Here is a 16,283-nt window from a genome sequence, read left to right on the forward strand (position 1 = left end):
CAAAGACGCTGAACAGGGCGTATTTGCCCTAACGGACACAAAGACGGTGCGCTGTTCATCGGTAGTGGAAAACAAACCCGCACGGCTCATCGTCATCTTGGATGCGGCAGTCCCGGCAGGGGAGTTTACCCTTGAGGTAAGAACGAAGCTGGACGGTAAAGGAAATCGCCCGTCAAAAACGCTGAAAAAGGGGTACTACAACAAGGCGTTAAAAGCGGTGGTTTAAAAGAGTGTGAGGGATACTCCCGCAGCATAATGCGGGGGTGCCCCGCAGCATAATGCGGGGATGCCCTGCAACATAATGCGGGAGCGTCCTGCAGCATAATGCGGGAGCGTCCTGCAAACGTTACAAATATTGAAAGATGTTTTGCAGATTGTTCCGCTTTAAAAGGGGTAAAGCTTCTCTATAATTATAACAGTACGGGGGAGAAGTTTAAGGGAGCCTTTAGAGGCTGCACCGCCTTGGAAGAAGGCGGCATAAAGGTAAAATCCGAATATTTCGCAGCATACACCGCCCCGGCAGCTCTTGATAAAATGAAAGTTCCCGGTGATGACCACGAAACTAAAAAAGCAAAGTTCAGCACGTTTTAGGGTTTAAAAACGGGACATCCTGCCCCGTTTTTAACGTCGAGTTTTGCGAAGCAAAACTCGCATAAAAACAGCTTTAGGTTCGCAATTCTGAAGAATTGCTCACACTTAAAGATAGCATTGGATATACAGTTGCATAAAAACTCACGTCGTGTGAGATTTTATGCCGATATAAAGCTTTCCCGAACATCCTGTTCGGGACTGCGAATGAGGGGAGAGAGGAACTGCGGACAGGATGTCCGCCCGTGTACGTTCGGCGAGTTTTTTGCTTGCAAAAAACTCGAGCTTAAAAGCATACAGGACGTATGCTTTTAAGCAGGTGCTCTCTCCCCCTAACTCTTAGAACTTATATTTCCCGGTCGAGATAAAGTGTCCGTCGCTGTACACTTCGAACCAAATCGACTTGTTGTTTTGCGTATTCAGTGCGCTGTAGAATTCGGCAAGGTTTGAAACCTTTTTATCGTTTACGGAGGTGATGATATCTCCCGACTGTAAGCGAAGGGCGGCAGCGGGCGATTTTGCATAAATGTTTGTTACAACAACACCCTGAACTTTTTTGTCCTCTATCTTTAATTCTTTGCGTACATCGGTGCTTAAAGGCACGGCAATAAAACCGGGCCACAGTTTACTGTTATCGGATGTTGTTTTTTCGCTACGTGCTTCTATTTTTACCGTTACCTTTATCGATTTTCCGCCGCGGATAAGTTCAAAGTCCGCATTTTCGCCGGCGCGTAAGTCGCCCACCTCGCGTACAAGCTGGTCTACATTCATTACCGTCTTTCCGTTTAAAGCCGTTATATAATCGCCTGCCTGTATACCCGATTTTGCGGCGGGAGAATCGAGGAAAATCTGCGAAACAAAGGCGCCTTTTTTGCCGCCCACAGAAAGTTCGCGGCGGTATTCTTCCTGTATTTCAACAAGCGATACGCCCATCCAGCCGTAAGAAACCTTTCCCTTTGTAATAAAATCGTCTATGGCTTTTTTAACGTTGTTGACCGGAATTGCAAAGCCCAAACCTTGTGACCCGCCCGACTGCGAGGCAATCCATGTGTTTATACCGATCACTTCTCCGTAAATGTTTACGAGGGGGCCTCCGGAATTTCCCTGATTGATTGCCGCGTCCGTTTGGATAAAATCGTTGATATTGCGTATGCCGTTGCCCGAGCGTCCGGTTGCACTGACTATACCCTGCGTAACCGATGCAAAATAGCCCAGCGGCGTTCCCATCGCAATCACAATATCGCCCGTTCGCACCTTATCCGAGTCGCCGAGTTTTGCAACGCTTATGGTGTCTTTGCTTTCGAATGAAACAAGGGCTATATCTCTTCGTTGGTCCGTGCCGACAAGCTTTCCTTTAAACTCGCGGCCGTCATAAAGTTTAACCGATATTTCGGTTGCACTTCCGGCAACGTGGTCGTTCGTCAATACGTAATAGGTATTGTCCGTACGGCGCACGATAACGCCCGACCCCAATCCTTGCTGGGAAAACTCGCGTTTGCGCTCTTCCTGCTTGGGGGTGCCGAAAAAGAAAAAGGGCAGGGAGTCAAAAGGACTTGCTTCTATCGTTTTGGTTTCAACAACGTCGATTTCAACCACTGCGGGAAGTACCGCATCCGATACCGAGCGGAACGCATCCTGCAATGCTTCGGCAACCGCCAAGCCGCCTTCGGGAAGCCGGACGGCAGGGCTGTTGTCGGCAAAAACGGGTTTTACGCCCGGCTGTTCTCCGCGTGAAAAGGACATAAGACCTAAAAAAAGCAAGGCTCCTGCAAAGAGTCCGACACCGATAAAAATAATCCGTTTTGTTTTCATATTCGTATAACCTTCCTTACATTTCATCTATCGAAAATTGTATCAAAACTTATGTTATAAATATAATACATTTTCGGGGCAGAGTGTTACAGTTTTTTGTGACTTTTTTTGATTGTTGCCGGCCGGCAGTTGTCAGGGCAAAACGGTCAAAATTTCGGTGTGGTCTGCAAATACGGCAAGGGTATTTTCGTGGTGCGACGAAAGTTTTCCGTCGGCCGTGAGTACCGTCCAGCCGTCTTCTGCCGTTTCGGTGTCGGCGGTACCGAGGTTAATCATCGGTTCAACGGCGAGTACCATGCCCGCTTGAATGCGAGGGTTTGCGCCGCCTTTGGGAATGTTCGGAATAGACGGGTCTTCGTGTACGTCCAAGCCCACACCGTGGCCGCAGTATTCATATACAACGCCGTAACCGGCTTTGTCGGCTATATCGGACACGGCTTTACCGATATCGTGTATGCGGTTGCCGGCTATACAGGCGGCAGCCCCTGCATTAAAGCATTGCTCCGTTATATCCATAAGCTGTTGTGCTTCTTTACTTACCTTGCCGACCCCGACGGTACGCGACGCGTCGCTTATATAGCCCTTATAATCGATACCGATGTCTATGGAAACGATATCCCCTTCCTCTAAAATCCGCTTTTTGGACGGAATACCGTGAATAACTTCATCGTTTACGGAAATACAAGCGGCTCCGGGAAAATTTTCGCGGTACCATGCGGGCTTGCCCCCGTGTTTTTTTATAAAAGCGACGCAAATGTCGTCTATAGCCTTTGTACTCATGCCTTCTTTTACTTTAGGCAGGAGTTCTTCAAAAAGCCGCGCAAGGAGTTTACAGGATTCGCGGATTCCGTTGATTTGTGTTTCGTTTTTTAAGCGTATCATTTTATTTCCTTTCAGTTTTTTTGTGCCGTATTATTATGTTAAATGCTTTAAGGATGCCGGAATTTTCGATGAAGCATGTAGACGTCTGGCTTCATTAAGGCATACACAGGCTGTCGCTCTGTCTTTTATTTTTTCGTATGCGGCGGCCATTTTTATTAAAAACGCGGCTTCGTCTTTTTTTGAAAAACCCCATTCAAGTGCGCGTTCCCATAAATCCAAAGCCAATTCGATATTAACGGTTCCTTCTGTATGAAATAAGAGAATTCTACGTGCCAATGCGGTAACTTCCGGAAAAAAATGTTTAAAATAGGGGCGGCGTTGTTCCATAAGGATGATTTGTTCCAATAAAAGCACGGCATCATAAAATTCGGAACGGAATACCAATTCTTCGGCTAAAATAAAACCGTAATCCATAAAGTCTTCGCGCGTAAACCAATTTGATAATTTGAAATCGGCTTTTTCGCGGTTTAGTGTTTTAAATAAATCGACCGCGTCATCTTCGCGATTATGCATGAGATCCCAAAATATGAGCTTTGAGCGGCTTTCGTCATCGCTGCGTTTTAAAAGCCACGCCCGATAATTAAAAGATTCCTTTTCCTTTTTTTTCCGAAGCTCTTTATCCCACAGGGTTGAATCTTTATCGAATAAAAAATTACGGCGTGCATCGCAAATTATTTGATAAGCTGTATTTAATATATGAAACTGTTCGGCATCTTTTCCCGAAATGTCCGGATGCAGTTTTTTTGCTTTTTTTCTGTAAGCGCGTTTTATTTCGGCGGTGGTTGCATCGGGAGAAAGTCCTAAAACGGCGTAGTAATTGTGCATTATCTGCGTTTTGTTTATCCTATTTTTTTGCCCGTATAGGCTGCATGATCGGCACTTTCGATTATATCAAAGTAATCGACGACCATTCCTTCTTTTTCCAACGCACGCATGGTAATGCGGCACATTTTACCGGACGAAAAGCCCGATTTTACTACCAAAACGCAGCCCTTTTTACCGCTTACCGACCCGTGTGTGGAAAGTATTTCCGGCAATTTTTCGGGCAGCTTTGCACCGAAAAGGGGAGATGCCGGTACGATAACTGCGATATATTCGTACATTCCCATATGCAAGTTTACCGAATCTTTTTCGCTGCAAAGGACAGCTTCATGTCCGGCTGCATTTACGGTTTGTTGAAGTTTTTTTAAAACGGCTGCATGCTTTTGATTTTGCATGGATAAAAAATGCAGTAAGAGTATTTTCATTTTTCCCCCGCTATCTTATACGAGTTTGTACAGCTGTTCTATTTGCTGCTCATTAACACACAAAACGGAACAGCCGGCATTTTCCAAAATCAATTTATGAGAATCGCGCAAAGTTTCATCTCCGGAAGAACCTTTTTCGACGCCGCCGAGTAAAATAAGGTTTGCTTCAAATTCGTCCGCAGCTTGAACCGTTTCCGACCAAATACCGCCGTGCAGTAATTGGGTTTCCATTTTTATTCCTTTTGCTGCGGCCAATTCGCTGACATAGCTGAGATAGCGGTTGCCGTCGGCGGTTAAGCTTGACTCGTATTCCGAGCTTTCTTCCGCTACGAAGATTTTACTGAGCGTCAGCTGTTTTAAGGTGGCGGTATCGACTACATATACGGCTTTTAAAGTACAGTGATACAGCTTTGCCATCAATATACCGTATTGTGCAGCGTGGATTGAGGATTCGGATCCGTTTATCAAAATTAAAACCTTTTGAAAAATGGGTTTTATCATATTTCGGTACCTCCTTTTTTACCTTTTAAGGATTTAAGTACAAATACGTTTTCGCGTTCCCGCTCTTCAAGAACGCTTTCGATATATTTTTTGGTAGCTTTTGCCTGCGGAATAATCATTTTATCGAGGGCGTTTACCCTTCGCTGCGTTTTTTTTACTTCCATGGCAAGACGCCATACGATGGTTCTGATTGACGCCATTTGCGTAAGCAATTTCAAAAAATCGAAAAAGTCGGCCATAACCTTGTCGGTATCGGCAAAGGAATCCATAAACGAATAAAAAAGTCGGCGTTTGGGCAATTCCATTTCGATGGTCGAAAAGGTCATTCCGGCTTTTATAACGGATTTTTCGGTAATATTAAAATCGTAACTTACCGCGTGTGCTATGCGCTCCACCCGGTCGCCGCCTACAGTCATAAGCATACTTTTTAAAGCAGGGTAGGCCGAATCAATCAATTTATCGATTTCCCGTTCCAGCAGTTTGATTTGTTCAACCATGTGCATAAGTTCCATAACCAGAATTTCGCGCTTTTGTTCAAGCAATTCGTAGCCGTCCATGGATATGCTTAACTGCTCTTTTACTTTGAGAAGATTCGACTTGGTAGGCGCCATATTGAGTTTTGTCATTGCTCTTCCATGTACTTTTTAATAAAGTCGGGATTGATGCGGTACAAGTCCTCTTTGGGCAGTTCGCGCAAAATATTCCAGCCTATGGTTAAGGTTTCCTCTATCGTGCGGTTTTCGTATTCGCCCTGCGTTAAAAACTCTTTTTCCAAACGCTCGCCGAAGCGCAAATACTGCTTGTCCGCAGGCGAAAGTTCTTCTTCGCCGATAATGGCGGCAAGGTTTCGGATGCTTTTTACCTTTGAATAGGCCGCAAACAGCTGGCTTGAAACGTCCTTGTGGTCTTCGCGCGTCATACCTTTTCCGATACCGTCTTTCATAAGGCGCGAAAGGCTCGGTAAGCCCGCCACCGGCGGATACATACCTTTTTGCGATAATTCGCGGTCCAATACGATTTGTCCTTCGGTAATGTAACCGGTAAGGTCGGGTATGGGGTGGGAAATATCGTCGTTGGGCATGGTTAAAATCGGGATTTGGGTGATTGAACCCTTCGAGCCCTTGATTTTTCCCGCGCGCTCGTACAATTCGGCCAAGTCCGAATACAGGTAGCCCGGATATCCTTTACGGCCGGGAACTTCGCCGCGTGTAGTCGATATTTCACGCAGGGCTTCGCAATAGTTTGTCATATCGGTCAACACAACCAATACGTGCATTCCCTTTTCGTATGCAAGGTATTCGGCGGCGGTTAAAGCGCAGCGCGGCGTAATAATGCGCTCGATGGACGGGGAGTCTGCAAGCGATTGGAACATAACAACCTTCGATAAAACGCCGGACTCTTCAAATGTGTTAATGAAAAAGCGTGCTATATCGTATTTAATACCCATACCGCCGAAAACCATAACAAAGTCTTCGTCCGCGCTCAATATCTTTGCCTGGCGTACGATTTGCGCCGCCAAACGGTTGTGCGGTAAACCGTCGCCCGAAAAAATCGGCAGTTTTTGGCCGCGGATAAGGGTGTTCATGCCGTCTATAGACGAAATACCTGTTTGGATAAAGTCTTTCGGATAGACGCGCGCGTAGGGGTTTATAGGATAGCCGTTTACGTTTACCTTTTTCGACGATACGATTTCGGGGTAGCCGTCCGCGGGTTCTCCCAAACCGTTAAATACGCGGCCGAGTAAGCCCTCGCCGACGCGCAATTCCATCGGTGTATCCAAAAACTCGGTTGTCGATTCGTTTAAATCGATGCCCGATGTGGAACCGAAAATCTGTACAACCGCGTATTCTTCGGATAAGTCTATAACCCGTCCGATTCTTTTTTCGGCAAAACGGTCGCGAACGGCAACTATTTCGCCGTAAAAACTGTTTTCGCTGCGCTTTACGATAATAACGGGGCCGTCTACGGATACGATACCCCTGTGCTCCATTCCTCTCATGCCGTTTCAACCTTCCTGTATAAGCGCTCAACCGAAGCAAACTCGTCGTCCATGCGTTTTGCAATCGCGGCGATTTCTCCGATCTTATCGTTTGCAATCGATGTTTTTATACGAACCAATTCTTCGCGGACGGCAAGTCCCGTCAGCTTTATAAGCGGGGCGCCCTGCCGTATAACCGCCAAGGATTTTTTATAAAAACTCATCATAAGCTGTAAAATTAAAATCTGTTTTTCCGGTACCGAGTATACATCGATTTCATCGAAGGCGTTTTGCTGTAAAAAGCCGTTTTTAATCATTTCGGCAACAACCAAAACCAAGCGGTCGGTATCGGGCAGGGCGTCCGGCCCGATAAGGCGGACTATCTGCTCAAGGCGCTGCTCGCGTTTTAACAAGTCCAAGGCTTCAAGGCGGATTGACGCCCAGCGCGGGTCGAGTTTATCCCACCATTCTTTTACTTCTTCGGCGTATTCGGAATAGGAATCTATCCAGCCGATAGCCGGATAGTGGCGGGCGTTTGCCAATTCGCGGTCGAGTGCCCAAAAGCAGCGTATAAAGCGCTTTGTGTGCTGGGTAACCGGCTCGGAAAAGTCTCCTCCGGGAGGAGATACCGCTCCGATAATCGAAACCGAGCCTTCTTTTCCGCACAAAGATGAAACACGTCCCGCCCGCTCGTAAAATTCGGCAAGGCGGGTGGGAAGATAGGCGGGAAAGCCTTCTTCGGCGGGCATTTCTTCCATACGGCCGGACAATTCGCGTAAAGCTTCCGCCCAGCGGCTGGTGGAGTCGGCCATAATGGCGACCGCCATACCCATGTCGCGGTAATATTCGGCTAAGGTTATGCCCGAATACAGCGATACTTCGCGCGCTGCAACGGGCATATTCGATGTATTTGCAATTAAAATCGTGCGTTCCATAAGGGAACGTCCGGTACGCGGGTCTATAAGCGAGGGAAACTCGGTTAAAACGTCGGTCATTTCGTTTCCGCGCTCGCCGCAGCCGATATATACGATTAAGTCCGCATCGCACCATTTTGCAACGGCGTGCTGGGTCATTGTTTTACCGGTTCCGAACCCGCCGGGAATAGCCGCCGTTCCGCCCTTGGAAAGGGGGAAAAACACGTCTATAACGCGCTGTCCGGTAACAAGGGGCTGGCTGACGGTCATTTTTTGCGCATAGGGGCGGGGCTTTCGCACGGGCCAATACTGTGCCAAAGTTATTTTTTCGCCCAAATCGGTTTCGGCGATTACTTCTTCTATCGTATAGGAGCCGGCTTCGGCGATTTTTACCAAAGAACGCCCGCGTATATAGGGCGGCACCATGATTTTATGCTTAACCGAAGAGGTTTCGGGAACCTCGCCCAATACAATGCCGGGGGCGATGGGATCGCCCGCTTTTAAAGTCGGGGTAAACTTCCATTTTTTTTCACAGTCGAGCGGTTCGGTTCGCAAGCCGGGAAGCAAAAAAGCTCCCGCTTCGTCGTACATACTTTTTAGGGGGCGCTGGATTCCGTCGTAAATAGTACCGACCAATCCCGGCCCCAAACGTACCGACAGAGGGCGTTGATTCGATACCACTTTTTCGCCTACGTGCATACCGGTATCGTCTTCATATACTTGAATCGTGGCTTTTCCCTGTTTTAGACGGATAATTTCGCCTATAAGTTTGGCTTCTCCGACATCGACGACATCGTATAAACCGCAGCCGTCCAAGCCTTCCGCATATACTATCGGTCCCGAAATACGGGTTATCTTTCCTTCTATCATTCAGGCAATCTCCCGCCGAAAAGCGTATTCGCAAGCTCTTCGCTGTGCATATCGCGTATTTCGGCTGTCAGTTCGCCGATTGTAACACGGCATTTTTTTGTTTTATCTTCCGTTTCTATAAGCATTCCGTCGGCACAGCCGTATTCGGATTTTAAAAAGCTTGCCGTTTCAGGATTCATTTCCGTACATTCAAGGATTTTAACCCCGCTTAAAGTTTTTTCAGCCGTTTTTTTCATATCTGTAAGCGGAAATCCGCATACTTGTATACGTATCGACTGTCCGCTCAGTGCGGGTGCATAACGTTTTAATAGCCGGCCGATTAAATCTGTTTTTTCGCTTTCCGGTAAGCTTTTTAAAAAGGCCGTAATAGCCGAAGCAACGGCCGTATGTTCAAAAGAAACGCGGTATCTTTGTTTTTCAAGCGGGAATGCCGCTTCCATATCCTTTGCAAAAGCGGCGGTTTTTCCCTCATAAAAAGCTTTTTTTTCTTTGCGTATGCTTTCAACGCGGTTTTGAACGTCCGCCAATATTTTTTTACATTCGGATTCCGAATTGACTAAAATGCGTTCCGCTTTTTTTCGGGTATCCTCGAGTATTTCTTTATCAAGAATTTCGGTTGAACGGAGTTCTTCCATAATACATCCTACCTGTTTTATACATGAATACCGATTGCTTCGCGGATGGCATCCGTCATGGTTTTTCGGCCTGCAAGATGTCCTTGAATGCCCGGTATTTCCACAATAAGAGGATAATCTCCGCGCATTTGCCAGTTAATCACTTCATCGGCAAGCATATCCGCGACTTGTTCGGTGATGATAAGTACTTTCGGGCGCTCTTCTTCCGCGGGGGCGCCGGTAATGGCCGTCCCCCTTCCGGTAACGCGGAAAAAAGAATCCAAAGCTTCGCTGCGGGTAACGGCGGCGCTGCCTTGTACGCCGACAAGGGCGAAGGCAAGTACCAATTCCCGCTCACCGATTACAAAGTATTTCACAATCTTATAAAATGATAATAAGCAAGGCTACAAGGAAGCCCCACAAACAAATACCTTCGGCCAAACCGACGAAGGGAAGGGCTTTACCGGAAAGTTCGGCGTTTTCGCTCATAGCTCCCATAGCGGCCGCTCCGATTTTACCTACAGCCATGCCGCCGGCTATACAGGCAAAACCTACTGCCAAAGCGGCTGCAATATATTTTGCGATACCGACTGTTGCGGCGGCATCGGCTTTGCCTTGTGCAAACACCGAAACCGTTACGGTTAAAAGCATCAATGCCGCAATTGCAATTGATTTTCGATTCATACGATACTCCTCTATATTTATTTATATTTAAATCGGAACGGCGTAAATTCCCGTCCGGTTTCCGTAAAAAATTTGGAAAAGAACTCATAGTACTGCAATCGGATAACTTGAATGGCTACAATCATGCCTTCAAGTACAATGACTACCGCATTTCCCAATATTTGCACTAAAAGGCCTCCGGCTCCTCCTATAAGTTCGGTCATCGTAAAAATGATAAAACCCAAAACCGCGTGTGCAAGGGCAAAGGCGCCGACACGTAAAAAACTGACCGAATTGGATAAATAGCTTGATACGATTTCGAGGATTTCGACGACGCCTTCAATAAAGGCGCTTCCGATACCGTTCGGGAAAATCGGGCGGTGTCCTTCAACCAAGGCGCCTAAGGGATGGGCGAAAAAGACGCCGAAAAGCGTAATGCCGATAGCAATCCAATCGTAAATCTTCGGAGAGCTTCCGAAAGCTCCGATGCGTACTGCCATGGATACGACATACCAAAAAAAGAGGGCTCCCGACAAGCCTGTTTTACCGAAGAGGGCATGAGCGCGTTTCCCAAGCATAAAATTATTCGCAATATTGATAATCAAGCCGATTGAGTTGATGATAAAGCCTACGCCGATGGTAAACAAAAAGAACATAAAAAGCTTATCTATAGCGCTTGCCGAGGGCATAAGGTGCAGGATATGGTCGTGCGGTTCGCCGAATAAGCCGGTTAAAAAACGGCTGACGGGAATTAAAAGTTCGCCGTTTGCAAAAAATTCGCCCGTTAAAATACCCATTACCGTGCTGCTGCAGCCTATTGCTACAAAGATGGGACCGAATTGCGGCGAAACGGGGAATTTTTTTATAACCCCTTTCAGCATTAAAATACCGATGAGGATAAAGACAAGCCCTTGCCCCGCATCGCCGAACATAATACCGAATAAAAGCGTAAAAAAGAAGGCGACAAAGGGGGTGGGGTCTATGGTGCCGTACAGGGGCGCGCCGTAGCTGAAAATAAGGCGTTCAAAGTTGCCGACCAATTTACCGTGGGTTAATTTTACGGGAACTTTTTCGCGCCCCGACGTTACCGAGGGAACTTCACCCGGATTATATTGACGCAGGGCGATGCGGCCTTCGGTTAAATTGTCCAAATCCTTCATAATGGAAGAACTCATCGGGGCGGGAACCCAGCCGGTTATTCTGTATACAAGCTGTGTAGATTCAAGTTTTGATTGCACTTCTTGTACTTGTGCACCGATCGAAAAACAACGCAAAAGGCGCAGTAATTCGGCTTTATGTGTGTGCGCGTAGTTTCTGCGCTCTTGTATTACTTCTTCGAGTTTTTTCCGTTCTTCTTGGGTTTGCTCTTTCATACCTTCAAGAACGTCGTCGGGAATACCTTTAAAATCCTTAGGGATTTCAAGCGGAACAAAACCGTAGCGCCGCAACTCGGAATCGAGGGCAAAGCGGCCTTTTTTTGAAGAAGCGGCAAGAATGCGGGTTTTATCTTCTCCCAGCGGCATAATAACGGCGCGCTGCCCGACGTTAAATATAAGGTCGTCCAAAACGGCAGGATCTATTTTTCCGATACGCAGCGATAAAAACGATAAGTGTTCCAATTCCGCATAAGCGACCTTTAAATTCGAAAAAGCAAGCGCTTCTTTATATGCATCGTCAACCCGTTTTTTCGATTCGGAAACAGCCAATTCTCTTTGCCGCAAATCTTCAACGGCACTGCTCATAGTAAGGGCGGAATCGATGTCTTCCTGTTCGGGCAAACGTGATAAAGGATCATAATCATGGGCATCTTCGATATTCAGGTATGAACGAAACGTTTGCAGTTTTTCAAATAAATCCCGAAAAGTGTTTTGAACGTGGTTTTGACTGTCCGTCGTTCCCGTTTGAAATTCGAAGTTGCCGTTTTTTCCCAAATATTCGATAACGCGGCTTATGTCTTCTTTTAAAATCATAAGTTCAAGAAGCCGCATTGCCGTTGTCTTTGCCATACATCCTCCGGGGCTGTACACCCTTCCGTACTATTTTATCAAAACCTCTGTATTTAAACGCATCCCTTCGGCGGCGGTGCGTATACAGTTAAGTTCATGTTCTTTTATTTTAAACCACGTTACCAATACGTTTGCGGTAAACGGATAACGGTGAAACGAATTAAGAGCTTTACGGTTTAAATATACCGATGCCGATTGCTGAATACGCCGCGGGTCCAAATTCCATACCGTACCTTCTTCACCCGAATTGATAAGAGCTGCATACTTCCAATCGGCCCAATCCTGCCACGTGTCGACCGCTTTATCCAAAATGCGTACCGCTTCACCTGCCAAACGGTCGTGTTTGTCGGGATTGTCGTTTTCTCCGGCCAAGCGTCCTATGATTTCTTCTTTATTCATTCCGTAATACACGGCAAGACGTATTGCCCAAATGCAGTTTTCAAGAACTATATACTCGCCGATTAAACGTTCCACCGGTTCGCGTTCTTTTTTAGGCAGAAGATGCACCGATTCCCATAATTCGCGGATATATTGAAGGTCAAGCCGTCTGTCCATTTCGTGCTGGGTTTCCCATGTAGGAACGGTATCATACCATGCTATCGGCGAATCTTTGGTAATTGCGGCAATGTCGGGCCATGCTTTGCAATGCAACGCCGAGTATTTTCCTATATCGGAAAGCGCCGGCGGTTCTTTTTTCCCTTCACAGAGGGCTGCGGCGATATCTTTTATATTATTGTAGTCGTAAAAACGCAATAATTGAATTAAAACGGGATCCGGCCTGTCGTAAGAATCCAAAAGAATGATAAAATCGGAAATAAAAGTTTGTTCGGCTTTTTCTTCGATTTGCTTTGCAAGCAAAGCTTCGGGTATTAAAGGTACTTCCGTTTTAAATAAAAGCGTCCATAAATCGCTTAGGCTGCGTGCGGCAAAGAGTTTATCCGCCCGCGCTCCGATAAATGATTTGGAAAGCATTCCGCACGCTTTTGCATATACATAAGCCGCCGCACTTGAGCTGTCCATATCAGGTCCCGAAAAATAATTTTTTTAACAAACCATTGAAAGCTGCCGTATCTTGCGGACAAGCTGCCAGCTCGTTTTTATAGGCGGAAAAGCCGGCACTGTATTTTTCTTTTAACTCACTGATAGATGTTTCAGTGTCGGTTTCCATTTGAGAAACAAGATCCTCGTATTGCCGCTTATAATCCGAATCCGCCTGCATACGGGCTTCGGCGGTGCGCCGGTCGGCTTCGGTTTGCGCGTCCATAAGCATTGAAGCGGCTTTGTGTTCTATTTCAATTAAATGAGTGAGGGTATCCGTTTCCATAATTTCTAGTTCAGCTCTTTTTCGTATTTACACACCAAATCATACAAGGCTTCGGGGGTTTTTTGTTCCATAAGTGCCGTATAAAATTTGGGATTTCCCAAAAGTTTTGAAAGCCGCTTCAAAACCCGCAAGTGAAGTTCGGAACAATCGGCTGCCGATAGCAATAAAAACACAATATATACGGGATTACCGTCCAAGGCATCGTAATCGATTCCCGTACGGGAAATTCCTATCGCACCGCGCACGTCTTTAACGGCGTTTGTTTTTCCGTGCGGAAGGGCGATCCCTTTCATAATACCGGTGCTCATCTTCGACTCACGCTCCCGGACGGCATCCAATGCGGCTGCGCGGTCGAGGGAGGGGCAGGCATTGACCAATTCTTCAATAAGTTCTTCAAAAACTTCATCTTTATCTTCACTTTGAAGATCGATGTTTATAGATTTTGGACTAAATACCTTGCTTAAAAGCATTATTGACCGTCCTGTACCGGAGCTGCCTGTGCGGGGTCTGGAAGTTTTTGCTCCGACTCTTCTTTATCGAGCCAAAATACACCGTCTTTTTCGCTGCTTTCCGCCGTTTGAATTTGCTGTGCCGCTGCATCCAAGTCGCCTACAGCCGGCGCTTTGTTTAAAAAAGCTACGACAAAACTGGTGACAAAAAACAGGGTTACCAGTACGTAAGTGGTTTTGGTGATAACCGTTTGAGAACGCGAACCGAAAGCAGCCGAATTACCGCTTCCAAATAAACCGCCGAGTCCGTCGCCGGCTTCGCTTTGAATAAGGACTATTCCTACAAGTAAAATACAAATAATAACAAAAGCAATCAGTAAAATAATTCCGATAACACCCATGAAACTCTCCAAAAAAGAAACGTTTTGTGCAGATATTAGTATAAAAAGTATACTTATAATATCTGATATGTACCTTTTATGCAAGGGGTTATTGCGCTGTCAGCTTTTTAGCGTGATACGCCCAAGCGGTCTTTAAGGGCGGATTGTGCAACTGCCGAAACATTTATTTTTGCCGCCGTTGCCATATCGTCAAGCCATTCGGGAAGGGTGATGTTGCGGCGGACATTGCGGCTTTTCTCTATTCTCCTAAAAGCTTCCAAATCAACATCGATAAGCGACACAAATGAGGGTCCGGCTTGTGCAAATTCACTGCTTTGCACATCGATATCTTTGATTGCGCGTGCAGGAGGCAATACCGATTTGTCGTACAATGCGTTACCCACGTAATCTTTAGCCATACCGATTGCATCGGCAAGCCCGTGTCCTTCCGTTGCCCCATCCAAGTCGGGGATGCTCACTAAATATGTATCTTTTTTGTCACCGGTTTGCGTAAAAATTGCAGGATATACAACAGTCATAAAACCCTCTTTGAAAATGTCTTTTTTTGAAAAAAGCGGAATTAAAGTGCCCATTTCTTGATAATTTTTTTTGCCAAAAGTTCGTTTATTTCCGTATGCCGCGGTATCTGTTCTTCATCATTGCCGCATTTGTAAATGTCATGCTTACCGCCGTGTCGATAAAAAATGAATCCTTTTGCTTCAAGCTTTTTTATCAAGTCTTTCCGCTTCACAATAACAGTATACACATTTTATGCGCATTCTGTCAAATCGTAAAAACGAATATACAATGTGATTAACTGATAAAATTCGGCAAATGTGATATGATAAAAATCAATAATTTGCAAAAAGGGGAAAAAATGAACGTTTATATTCAAAACGTATTTAATTGTTCGGCACGGAATCTGTTTGAAGAAGTTCAAAAGACGGAAAACTTCTTTTATGTAACAAGGCACTTGGTACGCTTTGTGCCGCGCGATTGTACGGTCGGTACGGTTTGGAAAGACGGAGCCTATCTAATGAATATGTACTTTTTGGGCTTTTTGCCTTTAGGCTCTCAATATATAGATATTCAGCTTGATAAAGCGAATATGAGTGTGCATGACAGGGGACACAGCAAGCTGATTCCGAAGTGGCATCATCTTATCCGGATTCAAGAGGCGGGAGAAGCACAGGCCCTGTATTCGGACTGCATTGATATAGATGCGGGACTGTTGACTCTTCCCGTTGTTTTATTTGCACGCTGCTTTTTTTATTATCGGTATCGCCGATGGAAAAAATTCGTAAATCGGAGATTCGGAACGGGTGTTGTGCTTTGAAAGCTGAATCTCCTTGGTTATTCGACCCAATTTACAAGCCGGACATCTTTTAGATGAGAAAAGTGTTTTGTATTATTTGTAACAAGTATTGCATTTTTTCGAATAGCAAGGCAGCCTATAAGAATATCGTCATCATCAATTAGATTTCCTTGCTTTTTCAAGAATGCATATTGTTTTGCGGATTCTCTGAGACTTTGTAAATCCATATATTCAATACCGCAGGTTTGAGCGAAGAATTCAAATCCGTTTTTTTGTTTTTTAGGATCCGTATATTCAAATCCGCGAAGCACTTCATAATAAACCAAATCGGGAATTCTGACAGACTCGAAAGTATATGCGTTTTTAAATGCTGCAAGTACGCTTGAATGACCGTTCAATAAATCAATGATTACATTTGTATCAAGGAAGTAGGTCATGCGTGTTCCCTGAATTTGAGTCCGCAGCAGGAACGCAGTTCATCCGCTTCCGAATCCGACAGAGTACCGAATATGTTATCGACAAAGGCAAAATCAACGGATTTTTTAGACTGATAAATGCTGCCGATTTTATTCAGATATACGGAAACTTCTTCCAATGCCGCTTCCGGTAAAGCCCTGATTTGTTTTTCCAAAACTTCGTAAGACATTCATACCTCCGTCTCCCTATACTATAGCATATTTTCAGAAATTTAACATTAATTTTAAAATTTATTGAGAGAAAATTTATGATTTGCGCATTAA

23 protein-coding genes are annotated in these 16,283 nt (G+C 45.6%); 3 read left to right on the top strand and 20 right to left on the bottom strand.

Going from position 1 to position 16,283, the window contains the following annotated elements; all coding sequences use genetic code 11:
- Positions 1 to 226 (top strand): DUF4469 domain-containing protein (locus H0R92_RS11030; RefSeq protein ID WP_432964602.1); only part of this gene is annotated, 226 nt, incomplete at its 5' end.
- A 98-nt stretch (positions 227 to 324) separates the two neighbouring features.
- Positions 325 to 591 (top strand): hypothetical protein, encoded by a 267-nt coding sequence (locus H0R92_RS11035; RefSeq protein WP_432964605.1) that lies wholly within the window; start codon positions 325 to 327, stop codon positions 589 to 591.
- 336 nt (positions 592 to 927) lie between these two features.
- Here the strand turns inward: H0R92_RS11035 and H0R92_RS11040 are convergent, their stop codons facing one another.
- From H0R92_RS11040 to H0R92_RS11125, 18 genes are all read right to left on the bottom strand, one after another.
- Positions 928 to 2,400 carry a Do family serine endopeptidase gene (locus tag H0R92_RS11040; RefSeq protein WP_432964608.1) on the bottom strand — a complete coding sequence of 491 codons (1,473 nt, stop codon included), beginning with the start codon at positions 2,398 to 2,400 and terminating at the stop codon, positions 928 to 930.
- A 132-nt stretch (positions 2,401 to 2,532) separates the two neighbouring features.
- Positions 2,533 to 3,282 carry a type I methionyl aminopeptidase gene (gene map, locus H0R92_RS11045; RefSeq protein WP_432964611.1) on the bottom strand — a complete coding sequence of 250 codons (750 nt, stop codon included), beginning with the start codon at positions 3,280 to 3,282 and terminating at the stop codon, positions 2,533 to 2,535.
- 33 nt (positions 3,283 to 3,315) lie between these two features.
- Positions 3,316 to 4,107, bottom strand: a complete 792-nt coding sequence (locus H0R92_RS11050) for a J domain-containing protein (protein ID WP_432964614.1) — start codon at positions 4,105 to 4,107, stop codon at positions 3,316 to 3,318.
- 14 nt (positions 4,108 to 4,121) lie between these two features.
- Complete coding sequence (locus H0R92_RS11055) at positions 4,122 to 4,529, bottom strand: hypothetical protein (RefSeq protein WP_432964617.1); 408 nt, start codon at positions 4,527 to 4,529, stop codon at positions 4,122 to 4,124.
- 15 nt (positions 4,530 to 4,544) lie between these two features.
- Positions 4,545 to 5,030, bottom strand: a complete 486-nt coding sequence (locus tag H0R92_RS11060; RefSeq protein WP_432964620.1) for a universal stress protein — start codon at positions 5,028 to 5,030, stop codon at positions 4,545 to 4,547.
- Complete coding sequence (locus tag H0R92_RS11065) at positions 5,027 to 5,656, bottom strand: V-type ATP synthase subunit D (protein ID WP_432964623.1); 630 nt, start codon at positions 5,654 to 5,656, stop codon at positions 5,027 to 5,029. The genes H0R92_RS11060 and H0R92_RS11065 overlap by 4 nt, the downstream gene beginning before the upstream one ends.
- The gene (locus H0R92_RS11070; RefSeq protein WP_428769884.1) at positions 5,653 to 7,029 is read right to left on the bottom strand and encodes a V-type ATP synthase subunit B; all 1,377 of its coding nucleotides are present in this window, start codon (positions 7,027 to 7,029) and stop codon (positions 5,653 to 5,655) included. The genes H0R92_RS11065 and H0R92_RS11070 overlap by 4 nt, the downstream gene beginning before the upstream one ends.
- Complete coding sequence (locus H0R92_RS11075; RefSeq protein ID WP_432964627.1) at positions 7,026 to 8,792, bottom strand: V-type ATP synthase subunit A; 1,767 nt, start codon at positions 8,790 to 8,792, stop codon at positions 7,026 to 7,028. The genes H0R92_RS11070 and H0R92_RS11075 overlap by 4 nt, the downstream gene beginning before the upstream one ends.
- The gene (locus H0R92_RS11080; protein ID WP_432964630.1) at positions 8,789 to 9,427 is read right to left on the bottom strand and encodes a hypothetical protein; all 639 of its coding nucleotides are present in this window, start codon (positions 9,425 to 9,427) and stop codon (positions 8,789 to 8,791) included. The genes H0R92_RS11075 and H0R92_RS11080 overlap by 4 nt, the downstream gene beginning before the upstream one ends.
- A gap of 17 nt (positions 9,428 to 9,444) precedes the next feature.
- Positions 9,445 to 9,783 carry a V-type ATP synthase subunit F gene (locus H0R92_RS11085; RefSeq protein WP_432964633.1) on the bottom strand — a complete coding sequence of 113 codons (339 nt, stop codon included), beginning with the start codon at positions 9,781 to 9,783 and terminating at the stop codon, positions 9,445 to 9,447.
- Positions 9,784 to 9,787: 4 nt separating this feature from the next.
- Positions 9,788 to 10,090, bottom strand: a complete 303-nt coding sequence (locus H0R92_RS11090; RefSeq protein ID WP_432964636.1) for an ATP synthase subunit C — start codon at positions 10,088 to 10,090, stop codon at positions 9,788 to 9,790.
- Positions 10,091 to 10,107: 17 nt separating this feature from the next.
- On the bottom strand, positions 10,108 to 12,075 hold the full coding sequence (locus tag H0R92_RS11095) for a V-type ATP synthase subunit I (protein ID WP_432964639.1): 1,968 nt from the start codon (positions 12,073 to 12,075) through the stop codon (positions 10,108 to 10,110).
- A gap of 30 nt (positions 12,076 to 12,105) precedes the next feature.
- Entirely contained in the window at positions 12,106 to 13,095 is a 990-nt protein-coding gene (locus H0R92_RS11100) for a V0D/AC39 family V-type ATPase subunit (RefSeq protein ID WP_432964642.1), read from the bottom strand.
- A 1-nt stretch (position 13,096) separates the two neighbouring features.
- Complete coding sequence (locus H0R92_RS11105; RefSeq protein WP_432964645.1) at positions 13,097 to 13,399, bottom strand: hypothetical protein; 303 nt, start codon at positions 13,397 to 13,399, stop codon at positions 13,097 to 13,099.
- A 5-nt stretch (positions 13,400 to 13,404) separates the two neighbouring features.
- Positions 13,405 to 13,869 carry a PTS sugar transporter subunit IIA gene (locus H0R92_RS11110; protein ID WP_432964648.1) on the bottom strand — a complete coding sequence of 155 codons (465 nt, stop codon included), beginning with the start codon at positions 13,867 to 13,869 and terminating at the stop codon, positions 13,405 to 13,407.
- Positions 13,869 to 14,249, bottom strand: a complete 381-nt coding sequence (gene secG, locus H0R92_RS11115; RefSeq protein ID WP_432964651.1) for a preprotein translocase subunit SecG — start codon at positions 14,247 to 14,249, stop codon at positions 13,869 to 13,871. Before secG ends, H0R92_RS11110 begins: the two co-directional genes overlap by 1 nt.
- A 107-nt stretch (positions 14,250 to 14,356) precedes the next feature.
- A complete protein-coding gene (locus H0R92_RS11120) occupies positions 14,357 to 14,767 on the bottom strand; it encodes a type II toxin-antitoxin system HicB family antitoxin (protein ID WP_432964654.1) in 411 nt (136 codons plus the stop codon).
- 41 nt (positions 14,768 to 14,808) lie between these two features.
- A complete protein-coding gene (locus H0R92_RS11125; RefSeq protein WP_432964657.1) occupies positions 14,809 to 14,979 on the bottom strand; it encodes a type II toxin-antitoxin system HicA family toxin in 171 nt (56 codons plus the stop codon).
- Positions 14,980 to 15,069: 90 nt separating this feature from the next.
- Here H0R92_RS11125 and H0R92_RS11130 point away from each other — a divergent pair, with 90 nt between their 5' ends.
- The gene (locus H0R92_RS11130) at positions 15,070 to 15,564 is read left to right on the top strand and encodes a hypothetical protein (RefSeq protein ID WP_432964660.1); all 495 of its coding nucleotides are present in this window, start codon (positions 15,070 to 15,072) and stop codon (positions 15,562 to 15,564) included.
- Positions 15,565 to 15,581: 17 nt separating this feature from the next.
- Here the strand turns inward: H0R92_RS11130 and H0R92_RS11135 are convergent, their stop codons facing one another.
- Positions 15,582 to 15,980, bottom strand: a complete 399-nt coding sequence (locus H0R92_RS11135) for a PIN domain-containing protein (RefSeq protein WP_432964663.1) — start codon at positions 15,978 to 15,980, stop codon at positions 15,582 to 15,584.
- A complete protein-coding gene (locus H0R92_RS11140) occupies positions 15,977 to 16,189 on the bottom strand; it encodes a hypothetical protein (protein ID WP_432964666.1) in 213 nt (70 codons plus the stop codon). The genes H0R92_RS11135 and H0R92_RS11140 overlap by 4 nt, the downstream gene beginning before the upstream one ends.
- Positions 16,190 to 16,283 lie beyond the last annotated feature (94 nt).

It is taken from the genome of Treponema sp. OMZ 840, from assembly GCF_050937815.1.
Lineage (GTDB): Bacteria > Spirochaetota > Spirochaetia > Treponematales > Treponemataceae > Treponema_C.